This is a genomic window from Nocardia carnea, from assembly GCF_029869215.1.
Taxonomy (GTDB): domain Bacteria; phylum Actinomycetota; class Actinomycetes; order Mycobacteriales; family Mycobacteriaceae; genus Nocardia; species Nocardia carnea_B.
This window is the reverse complement of sequence record NZ_JARWPM010000314.1, coordinates 1-16,411: the sequence shown is the minus strand read 5'-3', so window position 1 is coordinate 16,411 and position 16,411 is coordinate 1. Positions and strand designations below refer to the sequence as shown.

Sequence of the window (16,411 nt, the reverse complement as noted above, 5' to 3'; positions counted from 1 at the left end):
CGGCGCCGCGGCGGCGCCCCCCCGGCCCGGGGGGGGGGGGGGGGGCGGGGCGGCGCGCCCCCCCCCCCCCCCCCCCCCCCCCCCCCGGCCGAACGCGAGTACATGCGGGCCATGGCGGATCTGGCGGGCGACGACGGGCCGGTCGCGACCGCGGCGGTGGCGGCGGAACTGGGACGTAAACCGGCATCGCTCTCCCCGGCCCGCGACGGACTGATCAAGAAGGGCCTGATCTATTCGGCCGAACGCGGAACCATCGGTTTCACGGTCCCGCATTTCGGTCGTTACCTGCGCAGTGTGACGACATGAACGCTTCACCGCCGATCTATCCCGCTATCTACTTGCATTACTAGAGTCGGGAAGACTTTCCTACCGGCCGAGATTGTGCCGGTCACACACTTCGCCGGGTGGCGCCCTCACCAACGGGCGATCCGCGCCAACACGACCGGCGTCGTGACACTTGCCGGGCCCGGACGCTTCGGAACGACGCTACAGCAGTATTTCTATGCCTAGACATACTGCTAGATATCGGTAGAAAAGCCGATTGATCCAGTTTCCGGACGGGTGCGCGAGCCGATCGACCGGACGTGCACCGATCGGGAGTTATACCAATTTCTACCTCCCCAGCTAGAGAGAGGAATACACTCCTGTCGAGGCTCGAGCGCTTTCTTCCGGCCTCTAGCGGAAACCGTAGACACACCGGCCGGAGCATCGCTCCACCTCCCCTACCCGGCTTGCACCCACTGTTCACAGTTGTGCACATCGGCTCCCAACCGCAACCCGATCTTGATCATCCGACGAGCCTGAATCGGGATTTTGCCGTACTGTGTTGTAGATCACCTTGTGTGGTCGGTCACAAGCTACGCCGGATGGCCAGTGCAGCCCACGCGGCGTCACATCACCGCGACCGGTGAGCAAATCAGGAGGTATCCATGACACGTAGCGACTTCGCGGAACTCCGGTACGCCGTAAACCAGCTCCGCCAGTCCATCGGCGTACTGCGCTCCCATTACGGGGACGCGGGCACCGTCCGCCGGCTGGAAAACGACCTGGAACGGCTCTGCATCGATGCCGACGAGTTCGAGCAGAGCCCGCCGCCACGGGTGGCCGGACGCGCCCAGGAGCCCATCTACGTACCCGACAGCAAATCCGACGAGTCGGCATGGATGGGCGCCCAGGACGAGGGGCTCGGCTTCCACTCGCGGCCGCGCACCCAGTAGCCCCACCGCGTTCACCGCCGGATAACTGAACCTCCCGCCCCGGGCCCACACCCGGGGCGCCGAGAGCGGCCGGTCGCCGGAGAGGCGGCCGGCCGTTCGTGTTTGCGGTGTATTCACCCGACAAGATCGTCAGTAAATGTGGCGCAAATCACCCCGGCCGAGCGCCCACGAGATTGCCCCGACCCCGCTCGACCGATAGCAACCCTGCCGTATGGTGCTCAGCATCACATTCGATCGCGGAGGTCTGCCGGCCTTCCGCACCGCCGATCAGTGAGGCATCGACCAGTGAGTGCCGCGACAACCACAGCCGCTCCCGACAAGGGAACAGGTGTATTCAGCAAGACCCGGGCCCGGATCAACGCCCGCACCCTACGCACGGATCGGTGGTGGCTACCTCCCCTGATCACCGTCGTCGGGCTGGCCGCGTTCGTCGTCTACGCGACCATCAGATCGTTCGTCCGGACCGCCTACTGGGTGCCCGATTACCACTATCTGACGCCGTTCTACTCACCCTGCCTGAGTACATCGTGCGTCGCGGGCTCGAGCCATTTCGGCACCCCGTTCGGCGATCTCCCGATGTTCATCCCGCTGGGTTTCCTGGTGCTGCCGTTCCTGCTCGGGTTCCGGCTCACCTGCTACTACTACCGCAAGGCGTACTACCGGTCGGTGTGGTTCTCGCCCCCGGCCTGCGCGGTGGCCGAACCCCACGCGAAGTACACCGGTGAGACCCGGCTGCCGCTGATCATCCAGAACGCGCACCGCTACTTCTTCTATGTCGCGGTACTCATCTCGGTGATCAACACCTACGACGCCATCGGCGCCTTCCACGGGAAATCGGGCGGCTTCGGGATGGGGCTGGGCAGCCTGATCCTCACCGGGAACGTGATCCTGTTGTGGGCCTATACGCTGTCCTGCCATTCCTGCCGGCATATCGCGGGCGGGCGGCTCAAACATTTCTCCGCCCACCCGGTGCGCTACTGGTTCTGGACCCAGGTCTCCAAGCTCAACACCAGGCATATGCAGCTGGCCTGGACCACGCTCGGCACCCTCGTGCTCACCGACTTCTACGTGATGCTGGTGGCGAGCGGCACGATTTCGGATCTTCGCATCATCGACTGAGGAGTTTGGACGGCTATGCCCGAAGTGGAACGGCACAACTACGACGTGGTCGTGATCGGTGCCGGAGGTGCCGGACTACGCGCTGTGATCGAGGCCCGCGAACACGGCCTCTCGGTGGCGGTCGTATGCAAATCCTTGTTCGGCAAGGCACATACCGTGATGGCCGAGGGTGGCTGCGCGGCCGCCATGGGCAACGCGAACGAGAAGGACAGCTGGCAGACCCATTTCCGCGACACCATGCGTGGCGGGAAATTCCTGAACAACTGGCGCATGGCCGAACTGCACGCGCTAGAGGCGCCCGACCGGGTCTGGGAACTGGAAACCTATGGCGCCCTGTTCGACAGGACCCCCGACGGCCGGATCAGCCAGCGCAACTTCGGTGGACACACCTATCCCCGGCTGGCCCATGTGGGCGACCGGACCGGTCTCGAACTGATCCGGACGATGCAGCAGAAGATCGTTTCGCTGCAGCAGGAGGATTACGCCGAAACCGGTGACTACGAAGCCCGGATCAAGGTCTTCGCCGAATGCACGATCACCGATCTGCTGAAGGACGGCGACCGGATCAGCGGCGCGTTCGGATACTGGCGCGAGTCCGGCCGATTCATCCTGTTCGAAACCCCGGCGGTGGTGCTCGCGACCGGCGGGATCGGCAAATCGTACAAGGTCACCTCGAACTCCTGGGAGTACACCGGTGACGGGCACGCGCTCGCCCTGCGGGCCGGGGCCCGGCTGATCAATATGGAATTCCTGCAGTTCCATCCCACCGGGATGGTCTGGCCGCCGAGCGTGAAGGGCATTCTGGTCACCGAGGGGGTGCGCGGAGACGGCGGGGTACTGAAGAACACCGAGGGCAAACGCTTCATGTTCGATTACATCCCCGCGGTGTTCAAGGGCCAGTACGCCGAAAGCGAGGAAGAAGCCGACCAATGGCTGCGGGACAACGATTCCGCCCGCCGGACGCCCGACCTGCTCCCTCGTGACGAGGTGGCGCGGGCGATCAACGAAGAGGTCAAGGCCGGGCGTGGCACCCCGCACGGCGGCGTCTACCTCGATATCGCCTCCCGGCTGTCCCCCGACGAGATCACCCGGCGGCTGCCGTCCATGCATCACCAATTCAAGGAACTGGCGGATGTGGATATCACCAAGGAGCCCATGGAGGTAGGCCCGACCTGCCACTACGTCATGGGCGGTATCGAGGTCGACCCGGATACCGGGGCGGCGCATGTTCCCGGCCTGTTCGCCGCCGGGGAATGCTCCGGAGGTATGCACGGCTCCAACCGGCTCGGCGGTAACTCACTGTCCGACCTGCTGGTTTTCGGCCGGCGGGCCGGGCTCGGCGCGGCCGAGTACGTCCGGAAACTGGACCAGCGGCCGGTGGTCTCGCAAACCGATATCGCCGCCGCGGCCGAGGTGGCTCTCGCGCCGTTCGATCCGCCGGAGGGCGGTTCGGGCGAGAACCCCTACACCCTGCACACGGATCTGCAGCAGACCATGAACGATCTGGTCGGCATCATCCGCAAAGAGCACGAGGTGCGCGAGGCGATCACCCGGCTCGAGGCGCTGCGCGAACGGTTCGCGCACGTCACCATCGAAGGGCACCGCCAGTTCAACCCGGGCTGGCATCTCGCCCTGGATATGCGCAATATGCTGCTGGTGAGCCAGTGCGTGGCGCAGGCGGCGCTGTTGCGCACCGAAAGCCGCGGCGGGCATACCCGTGACGACCATCCGGGGATGGACCCGCAATGGCGTAACAAGCTGCTGGTCTGCGCTGTCGAGGGCGAGCCCGGCGCAACCGGCGTACCCGATGTCTCGGTCACCGTGCAGGAGCAAACGCCGATGCGACCCGAACTGCTGGCGCTTTTCGACTTCGGTGAGCTGGAGAAGTACTACACCCCGGCCGAACTCGCCGGGCATCCGGCGGCCGCCGGCGGTTCGGCGGACCACGACGACCGCGCATCGAATTCCGAGGAGGCGTGAGGCGATGAGTTACGACGCCCAGTTCCGCGTATGGCGCGGCGATTCCGAAACCGGGGAGCTACAGGATTTCACGGTGCCGGTGAACGAGGGCGAGGTGGTTCTCGACATCATTCACCGGCTGCAGGCCACCCAGGCACCGGACCTGGCGGTCCGGTGGAACTGTAAGGCAGGCAAATGCGGATCGTGTTCGGCGGAGGTGAACGGGCGACCGCGCCTGCTGTGCATGACACGGATGTCCACGTTCACTCCCGAAGACGTCGTCACAGTGACACCGCTGCGGACCTTTCCGGTGATCCGCGATCTCGTGACCGATGTGTCCTACAACTACGAAAAAGCCCGGGAGATACCGTCTTTCACGCCGCCGCCCGATCTGAAACCGGGCGAGTACCGGATGAAGCAGGTCGACGTCGAACGTTCGCAGGAATTCCGCAAATGCATCGAATGTTTCCTGTGCCAGAACACCTGCCATGTGGTGCGTGACCACGACGAGAACAAGGAAGCCTTCGCCGGGCCGCGGTACCTGATGCGTATCGCGGAACTGGAGATGCATCCGCTGGATGTGGCCGATCGCCGCGACGAGGCCCAGGAGCAGCACGGGCTCGGCTACTGCAATATCACCAAATGCTGTACCGAGGTGTGCCCGGAGCACATCAAGATCACCGACAATGCGCTGATCCCGATGAAGGAACGGGTCGCCGACCGCAAGTACGACCCGATCGTCTGGCTCGGCAACAAACTCTTCCGGCGCTGAACACCCGCCACGGGTGTGGTCAGAGCATCGCGACCACACCCGTGGCGACCAGCGCCACGAGCACGCCGACGAACAGCGCCGAAAGCACCGAGCCGGTAGTTACGAACACCCCCACCGCGGCCGCCGCAAAGAGCAGGCCGACGATCAGCCACGCCACGCCGTCGCCGGGCCCCAATTTGCGGAGCCGGGGATGAGAATTCTTGATCCCTCGGTCCACATATTGTTGTCTACCCGTTACCCGACCGGACAAACCCCGCGTTGACCAGGTTGTATCGGTAGAGCCGAGGCGCCGCGCAACATCACGGACGGTCGAATTCGCCGTCCCGCACACCGGCCGTGAACGCCGCCCATTCGCCCGGGGTGAACACCAGTACCGGGCCGTCGGGGTCCTTTCCGTCGCGCATTCCGACATGACCGTCGGCGAGCATCGCGATCTCGACGCTGTGCGAGCCGGGCGCACCCTCCGGTGGGCTGCTCACCCACTCGGCGCCGGAAAGATCCACGTTCGAACCGTTATCGATGCTCATTCGGGGTTCTCCTCCATCAACCGCGATACTTCTGCCGGGAACGCCAGGGGAAGCCGGCGTCGTGCGCGATGCTACGCGCTCGGCCGGGGTCCCCGGACCCGATATCGGTCCGCCGGCTCCCGGCGAACTCGATGCGGCAAAAATGCCGAATATCACCCGATTCGGGCGGTTCTCGGCCTATGGTGAGCTGTTGGTCGTATGTGCACACCCGGAAACCCACCGCGGGCAACAGGAGTCGCCGCGGGTCCACAAGGAGGTCGTGTGTGATGCGGTTGAATATGAGTACCCAGATCCCCACGCTGCTCGACTGCTGGGACGATCCGGGCGCGATGACACCCGAACAAGCGCATTCGGCGATGCAACTGCACCTGGACTGCACGGTCGATATGTGCCGGGTACGCCGCCGTGCCCGGGCCACTCTCGTGGATTCCGGCCGCTGCGTACTGGACAATCGGGCGCTGCAATAGCAACGCCGGCACTTCAGCGGCGGCTGTGATCGGTGATGGGTGCGCGCGGACCGAACCGGGGCTTGCGGGCCTGACCACTGATTTCCAGCAGCCTGATCGTCCGGTAGCGATGCGGCCGGACGGGTTCGAGGTATTCCACCATCTCCGCGTCGTCGATATCCCGGCCGAGCAGGGTCCAGCCCACCAGCGACGCGAGGTGGAAATCGCCCACCGACAACGCGTCGGCGTCCCCGAACGCGCGCTGCGCCGTCTCCGCGGCCGTCCATTCCCCTATACCCGGGATGGTGCGTAATCTGCGTGCCGCCTCGACCGGCGGCAGATCCGCGGTGCGTTCCAGCGAATCCGCCACCCGCGCGGCCCGCACGATGGTCTGCGACCGCTGCGGCCCCACATTGGCACGGTGATAGCTCCACGAGGGGATGCGCGCCCAGGTCGCGGCATCCGGGGGCACCCGCATACCCGCCGGCGCCGGCCCCGGCGGCGGTTCGCCGAAACGGTGCACCAGCGTCCGCCACGCGGCGTGGGACGACACGATGGTGACCTTCTGCTCCAGGATGGCGGGGACCAGCGCCTCGAACACACGACCCGTGCGCAGCATCCGTAAACCGGGATTGCGCTGGTGAGTGGCGGCGATCGTAGGGTGGATCGCCACGAAATCGTCCACTTTCTCGTCCAGGCAGAACATCCGGTCGAGCTGGTCGAGGAATTCCGCGGCGCCCGCGCCCCAGGCGTCCGCGGTGATCGTGCGGGAGTCGGTCTGGCTCAGCCGGTAGGTGACCGGCCCGCTCCGCATCCGGGAGACCCGCCAGTGCGCACCGTCGCCTTCGATCCGATGGCAGGGATCGGCGGGGCCGCGGCGCAGGGGCGCCAGGCTGTGCGCGAGATCGATGGGGCCGTCGGCGGTCAGTACACGGGTGAGCCGGGCGGGCACTGGGGGCGGGTCGGCGGATCGAAGGGGCACCACGCCATTGTGCCCGCCCCGGCACTACGCCATCGTGTCGGCGCGGTAACAGAGCGGATTTGCGAGACGATAGGAATCGAGTTGAGCAAATCAGTGGCTGTTGCCGTCACCGGAGGTTTTCATGATCACCAACGCGCTCAATTTCCTGCTCGATATCTGGGGTGCCGTTTTCGCCGGCAGCTCCGGATACGAGATCCAGCCGGGCACCTTACCGTCCGGCAGCTGAGTCTCGCGGCGGGCGGCCGCACGGCCGTCCGCTCGTACCGGCCCGCACTTCGCGGCCGGTGAATTCACCACTGACCCAGCAGTATTTGTGCCAGGTGCCGCCCGCGGCCCGCAGCGAGCTGAGCGGCTTGGGTACGGCAGGAGAAGCCGTCGGCCAGGAAAACCGCGTCCTCGGGGGCGTTCGCCAAGGCGGGCAGCAAACCATTGTTCGCGACGGCGACCGATACGTCGTAGTGTCCGCGCTGCATCCCGAAATTACCGGCCAGGCCGCAACATCCGGTGATTTCGGTAACCCGCACGCCCATCATGGCAAATATCCGGCGATCGGCTTCGAAGCCCAATACCGAATGGTGATGACAATGCGGTTGCACCACTATCGACCGGCCGGGGTAGCGCGGCGGGTGCCAATCCGGCTGTGCCAGCAGGAATTCGGCGAGGGTGCGCACCCCGTCCGCGACCGGGCGCGCGCGTGGATCCTCGGGCAGCAGCTCGGGCAGGTCGGCACGCAGGGCGGCCGTACACGACGGTTCCAGTCCGATCACCGTGCCTCCGGCGCGGATATGCGGGTCGAGGTGGTCGAGCGACCGGCGTAGCCGGGCGCGCGCACCGTCCAGTTGCCCGGTGCTGATCCAGGTGAGCCCGCAGCACACCTGGCGGTCCGGTAGCACCACCCGGTACCCGAGCGAGTTCAGCAGCGTCACGGCCCCTTGCGCGATCTCGGGGTCGAAGGCATTGGTGAAGGTGTCCACCCAGAGCATCACCGTCTGCGCGGAACCGTTCTTGACCTGCTGTTTCTTCGATTCGTCGCGCCATATCCGGCGGAACGGGCGGGCGGCCAGCTCCGGGACCGCGCGCCGCGGATCTGCCCCGGCCGCGCGCAGGCCCAGCCGCCGCAACGGGCCGCTGCGCGCTCCCGCGTTGACCAGGCGTGGTATCCGGCTCGCGACGGCGAGCCAGCGCGGGAGCATACCCAGGGAGTAGTGGTCGCGCGGGCGCGGCCGGCGGCGGTAGCGGCGGTACAGGGTTTCGGACTTGTAGGTCGCCATATCGACACCCGCCGGACAGTCACTGCCGCAGGCCCGGCAGGAAAGGCACAGGTCCAGCGATTCGGCCACCGCGGGGGCGGACCAGTCGAGTTCGCCGCGCACCACCTCCTGCAGCACCCGGGCCCGGCCCCGGGTGGTGTCCTTCTCGTCGGCCGTCGCGAGATACGACGGGCACATGAAACCGCCGGTGGCCCGGGTATCGGCGCGGCATTTGCCCACGCCGACGCAGCGGTGCACCGCGGTGGACAGGTCGCCGCCGTCCCGGTCGAAGGCGAAGCCACCGGCCGGGAGCACCGGCCCGAGCCCGCGCAACCGGAGATCGGCGTCGAGCGGGCGGGGCGCGACCAGGACCCCTGGATTGAGGACTCCAGCGGGGTCGAACAGCGCCTTGAATCCGGCGAACACCGCGCGGACCTGGGGTGAATACATGATTTCCAGCAATTCCGAGCGCGCTCTGCCGTCGCCGTGTTCGCCGCTGAGGGAACCGCCGTACCGCACCACCAGATGGGCCGCGTCGGTCAGGAACGCGCGGAACCGGTCGGCAGCGTCGCCGATGGGCAGATCGAGGCGCACATGCATGCACCCGTCGCCGATATGCCCGTACAGCAGCCCGTCGAGTTTGTATTCACCCAGCAATTCCTCGAAATCGCGCAGATAGGGGCCCAGCCGCGCGGGCGGCACCGCGGCGTCCTCCCAGCCGGGCCAGGCGGGTTGCCCGTCACGCGTTCGCCCGGCCAATCCGGCGCCGTCGGCACGGATCCGCCACAGCGCGGCGGCGGCCCCCGGATCGGCGATGATGCGGGTATCGAGGGCGCCCGACACCCGGCGCAGTTCTTCGGCGGCGGCCTGCGCCGCGGCCGGGGTCGCATCGGCCAGTTCGACGAACAGCCAGCCGTTACCGCGCGGCAGATCGGGCACCTGCCGGCCGTGCGCGCGCACCATCTCGACCAGTCGCGCGTCGATACCCTCTACGGCGACGGGCGCCACGGATACCACCGCCGCGATATCGTCGGCGGCGGACGGCAGGTCGGGGTAGCCGAGGACGACCAGCAACGTCGCGGCCGGGATCTCGACCAGCTCCACTTCCGCTTCCAGCAGCACACCGCAGGTGCCCTCGGTGCCGACGAAGGCGCCGGCCACCGAACCGCCCCGCTCCGGGAGCAGGTATTCCAGGCCGTAGCCGGAGGCCTGCCGCTCGAAGCGGCCGAGATCGGTGCGCAGGACAGCAAGCGAGGAGCCGGTGAATTCGGGGAGTCCCGGTATCGCGGACAGATCGTTCGCGAGCCGCCGCTCGGTGCCGGTGCCGTCCAGTATCCGCAGTTCACGGACCCGGTCGGAGGTTCGTCCCCAGGCGAGGGCGTGGGGGCCGCAGGCGTTGTTGCCGATCATGCCGCCGAGCGTGCAGCGGTTCTGGGTGGACGGGTCGGGGCCGAAGCGCAACCCGTGCCCCCGTGCCCGGCGCTGCAGATCCGACAGCACGACGCCGGGCTGCACGCGGGCGGTCCGGCGGTGCGGGTCGATGCCGGCGATACCGTGCATGTACCGGCTGAAATCACAGATGATGCCGGGGCCGACGGCATTGCCGGCCACCGAGGTACCGCCGCCGCGCGCGGTCAGCGACAGGCCCTCGGCGCGGGCGAACTCCAGCGCCGCGGCGACGTCGGCGTCGGCCCGCGGGAACACCACGATTTCGGGCAGCACCCGGTAGTTGGAAGCGTCGGACGAATACTCCACGCGCCGGCGATAGGAGTCGTCCACCACATCGGCGCCCAGGCGGGCGCGCAGTTCTCGCGCAAGTGCCTGCCGCCGCCGGTCCACCTCGGTCACACGACAAGCCTAGGCGCCGCCCGGTTCACGCCGGCCCGAACGCGGGCGGCGAGCCCACCGCACGAACGGGGCGCGGAACGCCTCAGGAGCCGCCCAGATCCCGGTCGACCGTGCGCGCGGTGCCCTGGGCCAGCGCGCACAACACGGGCTCGGACCCGTCGGATTCGGCGGTGATCGTGCAGTTCACGACGGCCTGGCGACGGGTGGATCCGGTGACGGTCGCGGTGGCGCGCAGCCGGTCGCCCCGGGCGGGCCGCAGGTAGGTGACGGAGAAACCGCCGGTGAGGACGTTCGCGCCGAGTACGGTGCCGGCAGCGAAGGTGAGCGCGTTATCGGCCAGGTAGGACAGCACCCCGCCGTGGACGTAGCCGAACTGCTGGGCGAGTTCGGGGCGGATCGGGACGACCAGCGTCGCCGAACCGCTCTCGAAGGCGGCGAGTTCGGTACCGACCAGATTCGCGAAGGGCTGGGCGGCGAGGACTTTCTTCGCCAGGTCGAGATCGAGGGGGGCCGGGTCGGACATGGCTACCTTTCGTGGCGGCTTGCGGACGCGCTCATGGCGCCGCCGCGATTCTCCGCGGTATCCACCGAAATGTCACCCGATAGGAGTATTACTGCAGACGTGGCCCGATGGCTGTTGCATGTCGACCTCGACCAATTCCAGGCCGCGGTGGAGTTCCGCCGGCATCCCGAACTGCGCGGGTTGCCGGTGATCGTCGGCGGGAACGGCGACCCCGAGGAACCTCGCAAGGTCGTGACCTGCGCGTCGTATCCGGCGCGGGCCTACGGGATCCGGGCGGGTATGCCGCTGCGGACGGCGGCGCGCAAATGTCCGGAGGGCGTTTTCCTGCCGCTGGACCCGCCCAGCTACGACGAAGCCTCCGAGCAGGTCATGGCGCTGCTGCGCACGTTCACCGACCAGGTGGAGGTCTGGGGCTGGGACGAAGCGTTCGTGGCGGCCGAGACCGAGGATCCGGAACGGCTGGCGGCCGCGATCCGCGCCGGCGTCGCGGAACTGGGGCTCACCTGCGCCGTCGGCATCGGGGACAACAAGCTCACCGCCAAACTGGCGACCGGTTTCGCGAAATCCGTGGGTAAGTCCGCCGATACCCCGGCCGAGCATCCGGGCGCCCAAGAGGGGATGTTCCGGCTCACGGCGGCGAACTGGTCGCAGGTGATGGCGCATCGGCCGACGAACGCGCTCTGGGGTATCGGCAGCCGGATCGCGGCCCGCCTGGCCGAGCTGGATATCCACACGATCGGGGATCTGATGGCCGCCGACCGGGCCGTATTGGCGGCCGAGTTCGGGCCCGCCAACGGCCCGTACCTGTGGGTCTTGGGGCGGGGCGCCGGGGATACCGAGGTGGTGAGCAAACCGCCGCCGCCGGTGGGCCGCAGCAAATCGGAGACCTTCCCGCGTGATCTCACCGAACCCGAGGAGATCCGGGGGCAGGTCGCGCGGCTGGCGGCCGAGGTCGCCGCGGAGATCGCCGCGGCGGGCCGGGTCGCGGTGCGGGTGTCGGTCACGGTGCGGACGAGCACGTTCTACACCCGCAGCAAGCAGTCGAAACTGGCCGAGCCCACGACGGACGTCACCACCATCGTCGATACGGCGTTGCGCGTACTCGCCCGGTTCGAGCTGGACCGCCCGGTCCGGTTGCTGGGTGTCCGCCTCGAACTTGCCCCGGTCGACGGCGCCGCTACTTGACCTGAATAAAGGTTGAGCTCTTAGTGTCGGTGCACCGGAGTTGAATCGGGCTCCGGAGCGGAAGGACACCTCAGATGAGCATGGAATCGGTCGCCTGGGACCAGATGTACCGGCGCATGCACGCCCCCGACGAGGAGCGTGCCTTCAGCCTCGCCACCGCCCGCCGCATCCTACGGTTCGCGCGGCCGCACAAGCGGCGCATGGGCGCGTTCCTGGTGCTCAGCGTCGTGGCCGCGGTCCTCGCGGTCGCCACCCCGCTGCTGGCGGGCCGGGTGGTCGACGAGATCGTCGGCGGGTCGGCCGCGCGCACCGTGATCCTGCTGGCCGTGGGCATCGCCGGCCTCGCCGTGCTCGACGCCGGGCTCGGGCTGATGATCCGCTGGCTGTCCGCCCGCATCGGGGAGGGCCTGATCCTCGATCTGCGTACCGCCGTGTTCGATCATGTGCAGCGGATGCCGATCGCGTTCTTCACCCGTACCCGGACCGGAGCCCTGGTCAGCCGCCTGAACAACGATGTGATCGGGGCGCAGCGCGCGTTCAGCGACACCCTGTCCGGCGTGGTGGCCAATCTGGTGACGGTCGCGCTCACCCTGGTGGTGATGCTGCAACTGTCCTGGCAGATCACGCTGCTCGCCCTGCTCCTGCTTCCGGTATTCGTGATCCCGGCCCGCCGGATGGGCGATCGGCTGGCAGATATCCAGCGCGAGGCCGCCGGGTTGAACGCGGCCATGAGCACCCAGATGACCGAACGTTTCTCGGCGCCGGGCGCGACCCTGGTGAAACTGTTCGGGCGCCCCGATCAGGAATCCGCCGAATTCGCGCTGCGCGCCCGGCGGGTGCGCGATATCGGGGTACGCACCGCCATGCTGCAAACCGTGTTCGTCACCGCGCTGACCTTGGTCTCGGCACTGGCCGTGGCGCTGGTGTACGGCCTGGGCGGCTGGTACGCGCTGCGCGGGCAATTGGACGCCGGCGCGGTGGTCGCGCTGTCGCTGTTGCTCACCCGGCTGTACTCGCCGCTCACAGCGCTCGCCAGCGCGCGGATGGAGGTGATGTCGGCACTGGTGAGCTTCGAGCGGGTTTTCGAGGTGCTCGATCTGGAACCGCTGATCGAGGACGCCCCGGATGCCCGGCCCGTCCCCGGCGGCGGTGTTTCGGTGGAATTCGACGAGGTGCGCTTCGGCTACCCCGCCGCGGACAAGGTGTCGCTGGCCTCGCTGGAAGAAGTAGCCACCCTGGACACCCGGGGTGGCGAGGAAGTACTGCACGGCATCAGCCTGCGCGCCGAGCCCGGGGAGCTGATTGCTCTCGTCGGCTCCTCCGGTGCGGGTAAATCGACCATCGCCCAGCTGGTTTCGCGACTCTACGACGTCGATTCGGGTGCCGTCCGCTTGGGCGGTACCGATGTCCGTGACCTGAGCACTGCCTCGATCCGGGAAACCGTGGGCCTGGTGACCCAGGACGGCCATCTGTTCCACGACACCATCCGTGCCAACCTGCTGCTGGCCGACCCGGATGCCGACGAGGCCCGACTGTGGGATGCGCTGAGCCGCGCCCGGTTACGCGATCTGGTGGCCTCGCTGCCCGATGGGCTGGACACGGTGGTCGGCGAACGCGGTTACCGGCTCTCCGGCGGGGAACGCCAGCGCCTCACCATCGCCCGGCTGCTGCTCAAACAACCGCGCGTGGTGATCCTCGACGAGGCCACGGCCTCGCTCGACTCCACTTCCGAAGCCGCCGTCCAGGCCGCGCTGAACGAGGCGCTACAGGACCGCACCGCACTGGTGATCGCACATCGCCTGTCCACTGTGCGCGCGGCTGACCAGATCCTGGTGGTGGAGGCGGGGCAGATCGTGGAACGCGGCACCCACCCGGAACTGCTCGCCGCCGGCGGTCGCTACGCCGAGCTCTACCGGACCCAGTTCGCCGATGACCCGGTAGCGCCCGCCGCGGCCTGAGGAATCAGTGAGTGGTGAACAAGCGGACGCAGTCATCCCGAGCCAGGGCCACACCCGCGAGGCCGGTGGAGGTCCGCCCGACCGCACCGGTGCACCGCCGCCGGACTCGGCGTCGGGGACGGCCGGGTGATGCCTAGCGGACCCGGAAGGACCGCGTATGCCATCCGGTGGCGCCGTCCGGCACCGGATCGGCCCGCTGTTCGGTCTGCACGCGACCCTCCCCGTCGGTGGCGCGGACCCGCAGGGTGTGGTCGCCGGGGACCGCGTCCCACCGCCACGTCCATTGGCGCCAGGTATCCGAGGAGTACTCGGGCGCCAGTTCCGCGGGCTGCCACGGGCCCTCGTCGACCTGGACCTCTACGGCGGCGATCCCGCGATGCTGCGCCCACGCCACTCCGGCGACCACGGTCGGCCCCGGTGTCACCGTCGCGAACGATGCGGGCACGTCGATCCGGGATGCGGTCTTGATCGGACCGCGCGCCGACCAGCCACGCCGGGTCCAATAGGCCTCAGCTTTGTCGAATCTGGTGACTTCCAGGTCGACCACCCATTTGGTCGCGCTGACGTAACCGTAGAGTCCGGGAACCACCATCCGGGCGGGGTAACCGTGTTCCACGGGCAGTGGGGTGCCGTTCATCCCCACGGCCAGCAAGGCGTTGCGACCGTCGGTCAATGCCGAAACCGGAGTTCCCGCGGTGAAGCCGTCCGCGCTGGTGGACAGGACCATATCCGCATCCGGGCGAACCCCGGCCTCGGCCAGCAGGTCCGCCAGCGGGTAACCGATCCAGCGGGCGTTGCCGGCCAGGTCGCCCCCCACCTCGTTGGAAACGCAGGTCAGGGTGATCATTTTCTCCACGGCCGGCCGGCGGCGCAGATCGTCCATCGTCAGTTCGATTTCCCGGTCCACCATCCCGTGGATGCGCAGCCGCCAGTCCGTGCTGGTCACCGCCGGGATCCGCAGAGCGGTATCGATCCGGTAGAACGTGTCGTTGGGCGTGACGAATTCGGTGAGGCCCGGCACCGGCGGATCGGTACCCGGCGGCGGTGCCGCCGCCGCGACCTGCGGACGCGGTAGGACGAACCGCTCCAGATCGGCGGTGACGGCGCGCATCCGCTCACCGACCCAGCGCCCGGCCGCCGCGCTTCCCGCCGCGACCACGGCGGCCCCGGCCACCAGCACGAGGAACCGGCGCCGTGAGGGGTCGGCGGACTCTCCGGTCGCGGGCGTCGACCCCGGCGCGCGGGTTATCAGAAAGCGCAGGGTGAGGACGCCCGCCACGATGCCGAGCAGGATCGGAACAGCGAAAACAGGGGTTGCGGTGGGCCGTTGCAGTACGAGTACGCAGACGATCAGTCCGAGCACCACCAGCAGCGCGCTACCGTAGGGCAGCCGCCGTTCCAGCAGCCCCAGCACGACGGCGAGCAGCGCCGTCACTACGCCCATCGACAAGAACAGCACCGCTTTGTCGGCGGTGCCGAATTGCTCGATCGCGAACTCCCGTACCGGTTTCGGAGTGTGATCGACCACGGTGGCGCCGGTCGACACGAACGGTGACGCATCGGGGTCGATCAATCCGGCGAACAATTCCGCGATACCGAGCACCATCGCGGCGGCCACGAGACCGCACAGACCGGCCGCGATCGCACCCGGAGTCCGCCGCCCCGCCGGATCCCGGGATCGCTGTACGGTTCCGCCCGTATCCGGTGTCTCCTGCATCAAAACCCTCGTTCCGGCCGCCGGCCACGCGGGCCCGTATACCTCGGTGTTCGTCGTACTGCTCTGGTGCGGATGGTTCCACCGCGGACACGGTTGGCGGAAGACAGGAGGCCGTGGCGTCACCGAACTGTCAGAAATCGCCCGGTGGCGATCACCACGCCGTGATCGTCCGGACACCGGAACGGGAGGCGGCGGAAGTGCGGAATGTCTCGGCAGCTTCCGGTACGACTCAGCCCAGCGGCACCGCCGCGAGCGGTGCACCGGTCGGCGCGGATGAGCCACCGTCGGGTTCGAGGGTTACCGCCAGCTGATCGGCGCCGGCGAACTCGGTGATGTACGGCTCGTTCGCCGCGGGCAGTTCGGTCAGCACTCCGGCCGAGCGCGGCACCCCGGTCGCATCGATCAACCACAGTTGGTAGTCGCTGCCGGGCGGCGGGGCCGGTACCGCGTCGAAAGCCACGGTGGCCGCGCCCAGGCCGGCGGAGACATCCACCGTGAGGGTGCCCCCGGTGCCGAGCGGGATGGTGGCGGTCCGGGCATCGGGCTGTTCCCGGATCTGCTGTGCGGAGACCGGGCCGGCGGGGTCGTCACCGAGGTTCTGGACCAGAATCCCGATGCCGAGGCCGGCAGCCACCACGGCTGCCGCCGCCGCGGTCAGGAGCCGGGCGACCCGCCGTCGTCGGCGCGGGGGGGGCGGGCGGCGGGCAGGCGGCGGCGGACGCGCGGGGGGGGCCCAGGCGGCGCTGTTGCCCGGACTGAACTCGAACTTCTCCATCTACGACGCCGACGATTCGCGGCGGTTGCTCACCATGATCGGCCGCGACTTCGAGCTCGATACGAAGAAGTTCTCGCCGCGGCTGCTGCACACCGCCATCTCGAACCTGATGAACCAGTTGATCGGCCCGGAG

Annotated in this window: 14 protein-coding genes and 1 pseudogene; 8 read left to right on the top strand and 7 right to left on the bottom strand. The window is 68.2% G+C overall.

Annotated elements, in window-relative coordinates; genetic code table 11:
• Window positions 1–84: 84 nt before the first annotated feature.
• The 5 genes and pseudogenes from QH276_RS22235 to QH276_RS22215 all read left to right on the top strand — a co-directional run.
• Window positions 85–306 (top strand): annotated as a pseudogene (locus tag QH276_RS22235) (ATP-binding protein); the annotation flags it as partial.
• 623 nt (window positions 307–929) lie between these two features.
• Window positions 930–1,217, top strand: a complete 288-nt coding sequence (locus QH276_RS22230; protein ID WP_280400420.1) for a hypothetical protein — start codon at window positions 930–932, stop codon at window positions 1,215–1,217.
• 285 nt (window positions 1,218–1,502) lie between these two features.
• The gene (locus tag QH276_RS22225; protein WP_280400419.1) at window positions 1,503–2,336 is read left to right on the top strand and encodes a hypothetical protein; all 834 of its coding nucleotides are present in this window, start codon (window positions 1,503–1,505) and stop codon (window positions 2,334–2,336) included.
• A gap of 15 nt (window positions 2,337–2,351) precedes the next feature.
• Window positions 2,352–4,316 carry a fumarate reductase/succinate dehydrogenase flavoprotein subunit gene (locus QH276_RS22220; protein WP_280400418.1) on the top strand — a complete coding sequence of 655 codons (1,965 nt, stop codon included), beginning with the start codon at window positions 2,352–2,354 and terminating at the stop codon, window positions 4,314–4,316.
• Between the two features lie 4 nt (window positions 4,317–4,320).
• Window positions 4,321–5,067 carry a succinate dehydrogenase/fumarate reductase iron-sulfur subunit gene (locus tag QH276_RS22215; protein WP_280400417.1) on the top strand — a complete coding sequence of 249 codons (747 nt, stop codon included), beginning with the start codon at window positions 4,321–4,323 and terminating at the stop codon, window positions 5,065–5,067.
• A 19-nt stretch (window positions 5,068–5,086) separates the two neighbouring features.
• On the opposite strand, the gene QH276_RS22210 is transcribed toward QH276_RS22215, so the two are convergent.
• Both QH276_RS22210 and QH276_RS22205 read right to left on the bottom strand, forming a co-directional pair.
• Window positions 5,087–5,284: a hypothetical protein gene (locus QH276_RS22210; RefSeq protein WP_280400416.1), complete on the bottom strand. Its 198-nt coding sequence runs from the start codon at window positions 5,282–5,284 to the stop codon at window positions 5,087–5,089.
• A gap of 82 nt (window positions 5,285–5,366) precedes the next feature.
• Window positions 5,367–5,594, bottom strand: a complete 228-nt coding sequence (locus QH276_RS22205) for a DUF397 domain-containing protein (protein WP_280400415.1) — start codon at window positions 5,592–5,594, stop codon at window positions 5,367–5,369.
• Window positions 5,595–5,860: 266 nt separating this feature from the next.
• Between QH276_RS22205 and QH276_RS22200 the strand changes: the two genes are divergently transcribed.
• Window positions 5,861–6,061: a hypothetical protein gene (locus QH276_RS22200; RefSeq protein ID WP_280400427.1), complete on the top strand. Its 201-nt coding sequence runs from the start codon at window positions 5,861–5,863 to the stop codon at window positions 6,059–6,061.
• A 13-nt stretch (window positions 6,062–6,074) separates the two neighbouring features.
• Here the strand turns inward: QH276_RS22200 and QH276_RS22195 are convergent, their stop codons facing one another.
• The 3 genes from QH276_RS22195 to QH276_RS22185 form a co-directional block, all read right to left on the bottom strand.
• A complete protein-coding gene (locus QH276_RS22195) occupies window positions 6,075–7,022 on the bottom strand; it encodes a DNA-3-methyladenine glycosylase family protein (protein WP_280400414.1) in 948 nt (315 codons plus the stop codon).
• A gap of 290 nt (window positions 7,023–7,312) precedes the next feature.
• Window positions 7,313–10,120 (bottom strand): FAD-binding and (Fe-S)-binding domain-containing protein, encoded by a 2,808-nt coding sequence (locus tag QH276_RS22190; RefSeq protein WP_280400413.1) that lies wholly within the window; start codon window positions 10,118–10,120, stop codon window positions 7,313–7,315.
• A gap of 82 nt (window positions 10,121–10,202) precedes the next feature.
• On the bottom strand, window positions 10,203–10,643 hold the full coding sequence (locus tag QH276_RS22185) for a PaaI family thioesterase (protein ID WP_280400412.1): 441 nt from the start codon (window positions 10,641–10,643) through the stop codon (window positions 10,203–10,205).
• A gap of 99 nt (window positions 10,644–10,742) precedes the next feature.
• Here QH276_RS22185 and QH276_RS22180 point away from each other — a divergent pair, with 99 nt between their 5' ends.
• Together QH276_RS22180 and QH276_RS22175 are read left to right on the top strand one after the other, a co-directional pair.
• A complete protein-coding gene (locus QH276_RS22180; RefSeq protein WP_280400411.1) occupies window positions 10,743–11,828 on the top strand; it encodes a DNA polymerase IV in 1,086 nt (361 codons plus the stop codon).
• Between the two features lie 74 nt (window positions 11,829–11,902).
• A complete protein-coding gene (locus QH276_RS22175; protein WP_280400410.1) occupies window positions 11,903–13,786 on the top strand; it encodes an ABC transporter ATP-binding protein in 1,884 nt (627 codons plus the stop codon).
• Window positions 13,787–13,919: 133 nt separating this feature from the next.
• On the opposite strand, the gene QH276_RS22170 is transcribed toward QH276_RS22175, so the two are convergent.
• Window positions 13,920–15,503: a molybdopterin-dependent oxidoreductase gene (locus QH276_RS22170; protein WP_432278679.1), complete on the bottom strand. Its 1,584-nt coding sequence runs from the start codon at window positions 15,501–15,503 to the stop codon at window positions 13,920–13,922.
• A 229-nt stretch (window positions 15,504–15,732) separates the two neighbouring features.
• A complete protein-coding gene (locus tag QH276_RS22165; protein WP_280406884.1) occupies window positions 15,733–16,278 on the bottom strand; it encodes an anti-sigma factor in 546 nt (181 codons plus the stop codon).
• Window positions 16,279–16,411: the final 133 nt, after the last annotated feature.

Excerpts from the sequence above, each read along its gene's own strand:
- QH276_RS22170 (WP_432278679.1), bottom strand. The coding sequence starts at position 15,503 with ATGCAGGAGACACCGGATACGGGCGGAACCGTACAGCGATCCCGGGAT.
- QH276_RS22175 (WP_280400410.1), top strand. The coding sequence starts at position 11,903 with ATGAGCATGGAATCGGTCGCCTGGGACCAGATGTACCGGCGCATGCAC.
- QH276_RS22200 (WP_280400427.1), top strand. The coding sequence starts at position 5,861 with ATGCGGTTGAATATGAGTACCCAGATCCCCACGCTGCTCGACTGCTGG.
- QH276_RS22185 (WP_280400412.1), bottom strand. The coding sequence starts at position 10,643 with ATGTCCGACCCGGCCCCCCTCGATCTCGACCTGGCGAAGAAAGTCCTC.
- QH276_RS22215 (WP_280400417.1), top strand. The coding sequence starts at position 4,321 with ATGAGTTACGACGCCCAGTTCCGCGTATGGCGCGGCGATTCCGAAACC.
- QH276_RS22230 (WP_280400420.1), top strand. The coding sequence starts at position 930 with ATGACACGTAGCGACTTCGCGGAACTCCGGTACGCCGTAAACCAGCTC.
- QH276_RS22165 (WP_280406884.1), bottom strand. The coding sequence starts at position 16,278 with ATGGAGAAGTTCGAGTTCAGTCCGGGCAACAGCGCCGCCTGGGCCCCC.
- QH276_RS22205 (WP_280400415.1), bottom strand. The coding sequence starts at position 5,594 with ATGAGCATCGATAACGGTTCGAACGTGGATCTTTCCGGCGCCGAGTGG.
- QH276_RS22220 (WP_280400418.1), top strand. The coding sequence starts at position 2,352 with ATGCCCGAAGTGGAACGGCACAACTACGACGTGGTCGTGATCGGTGCC.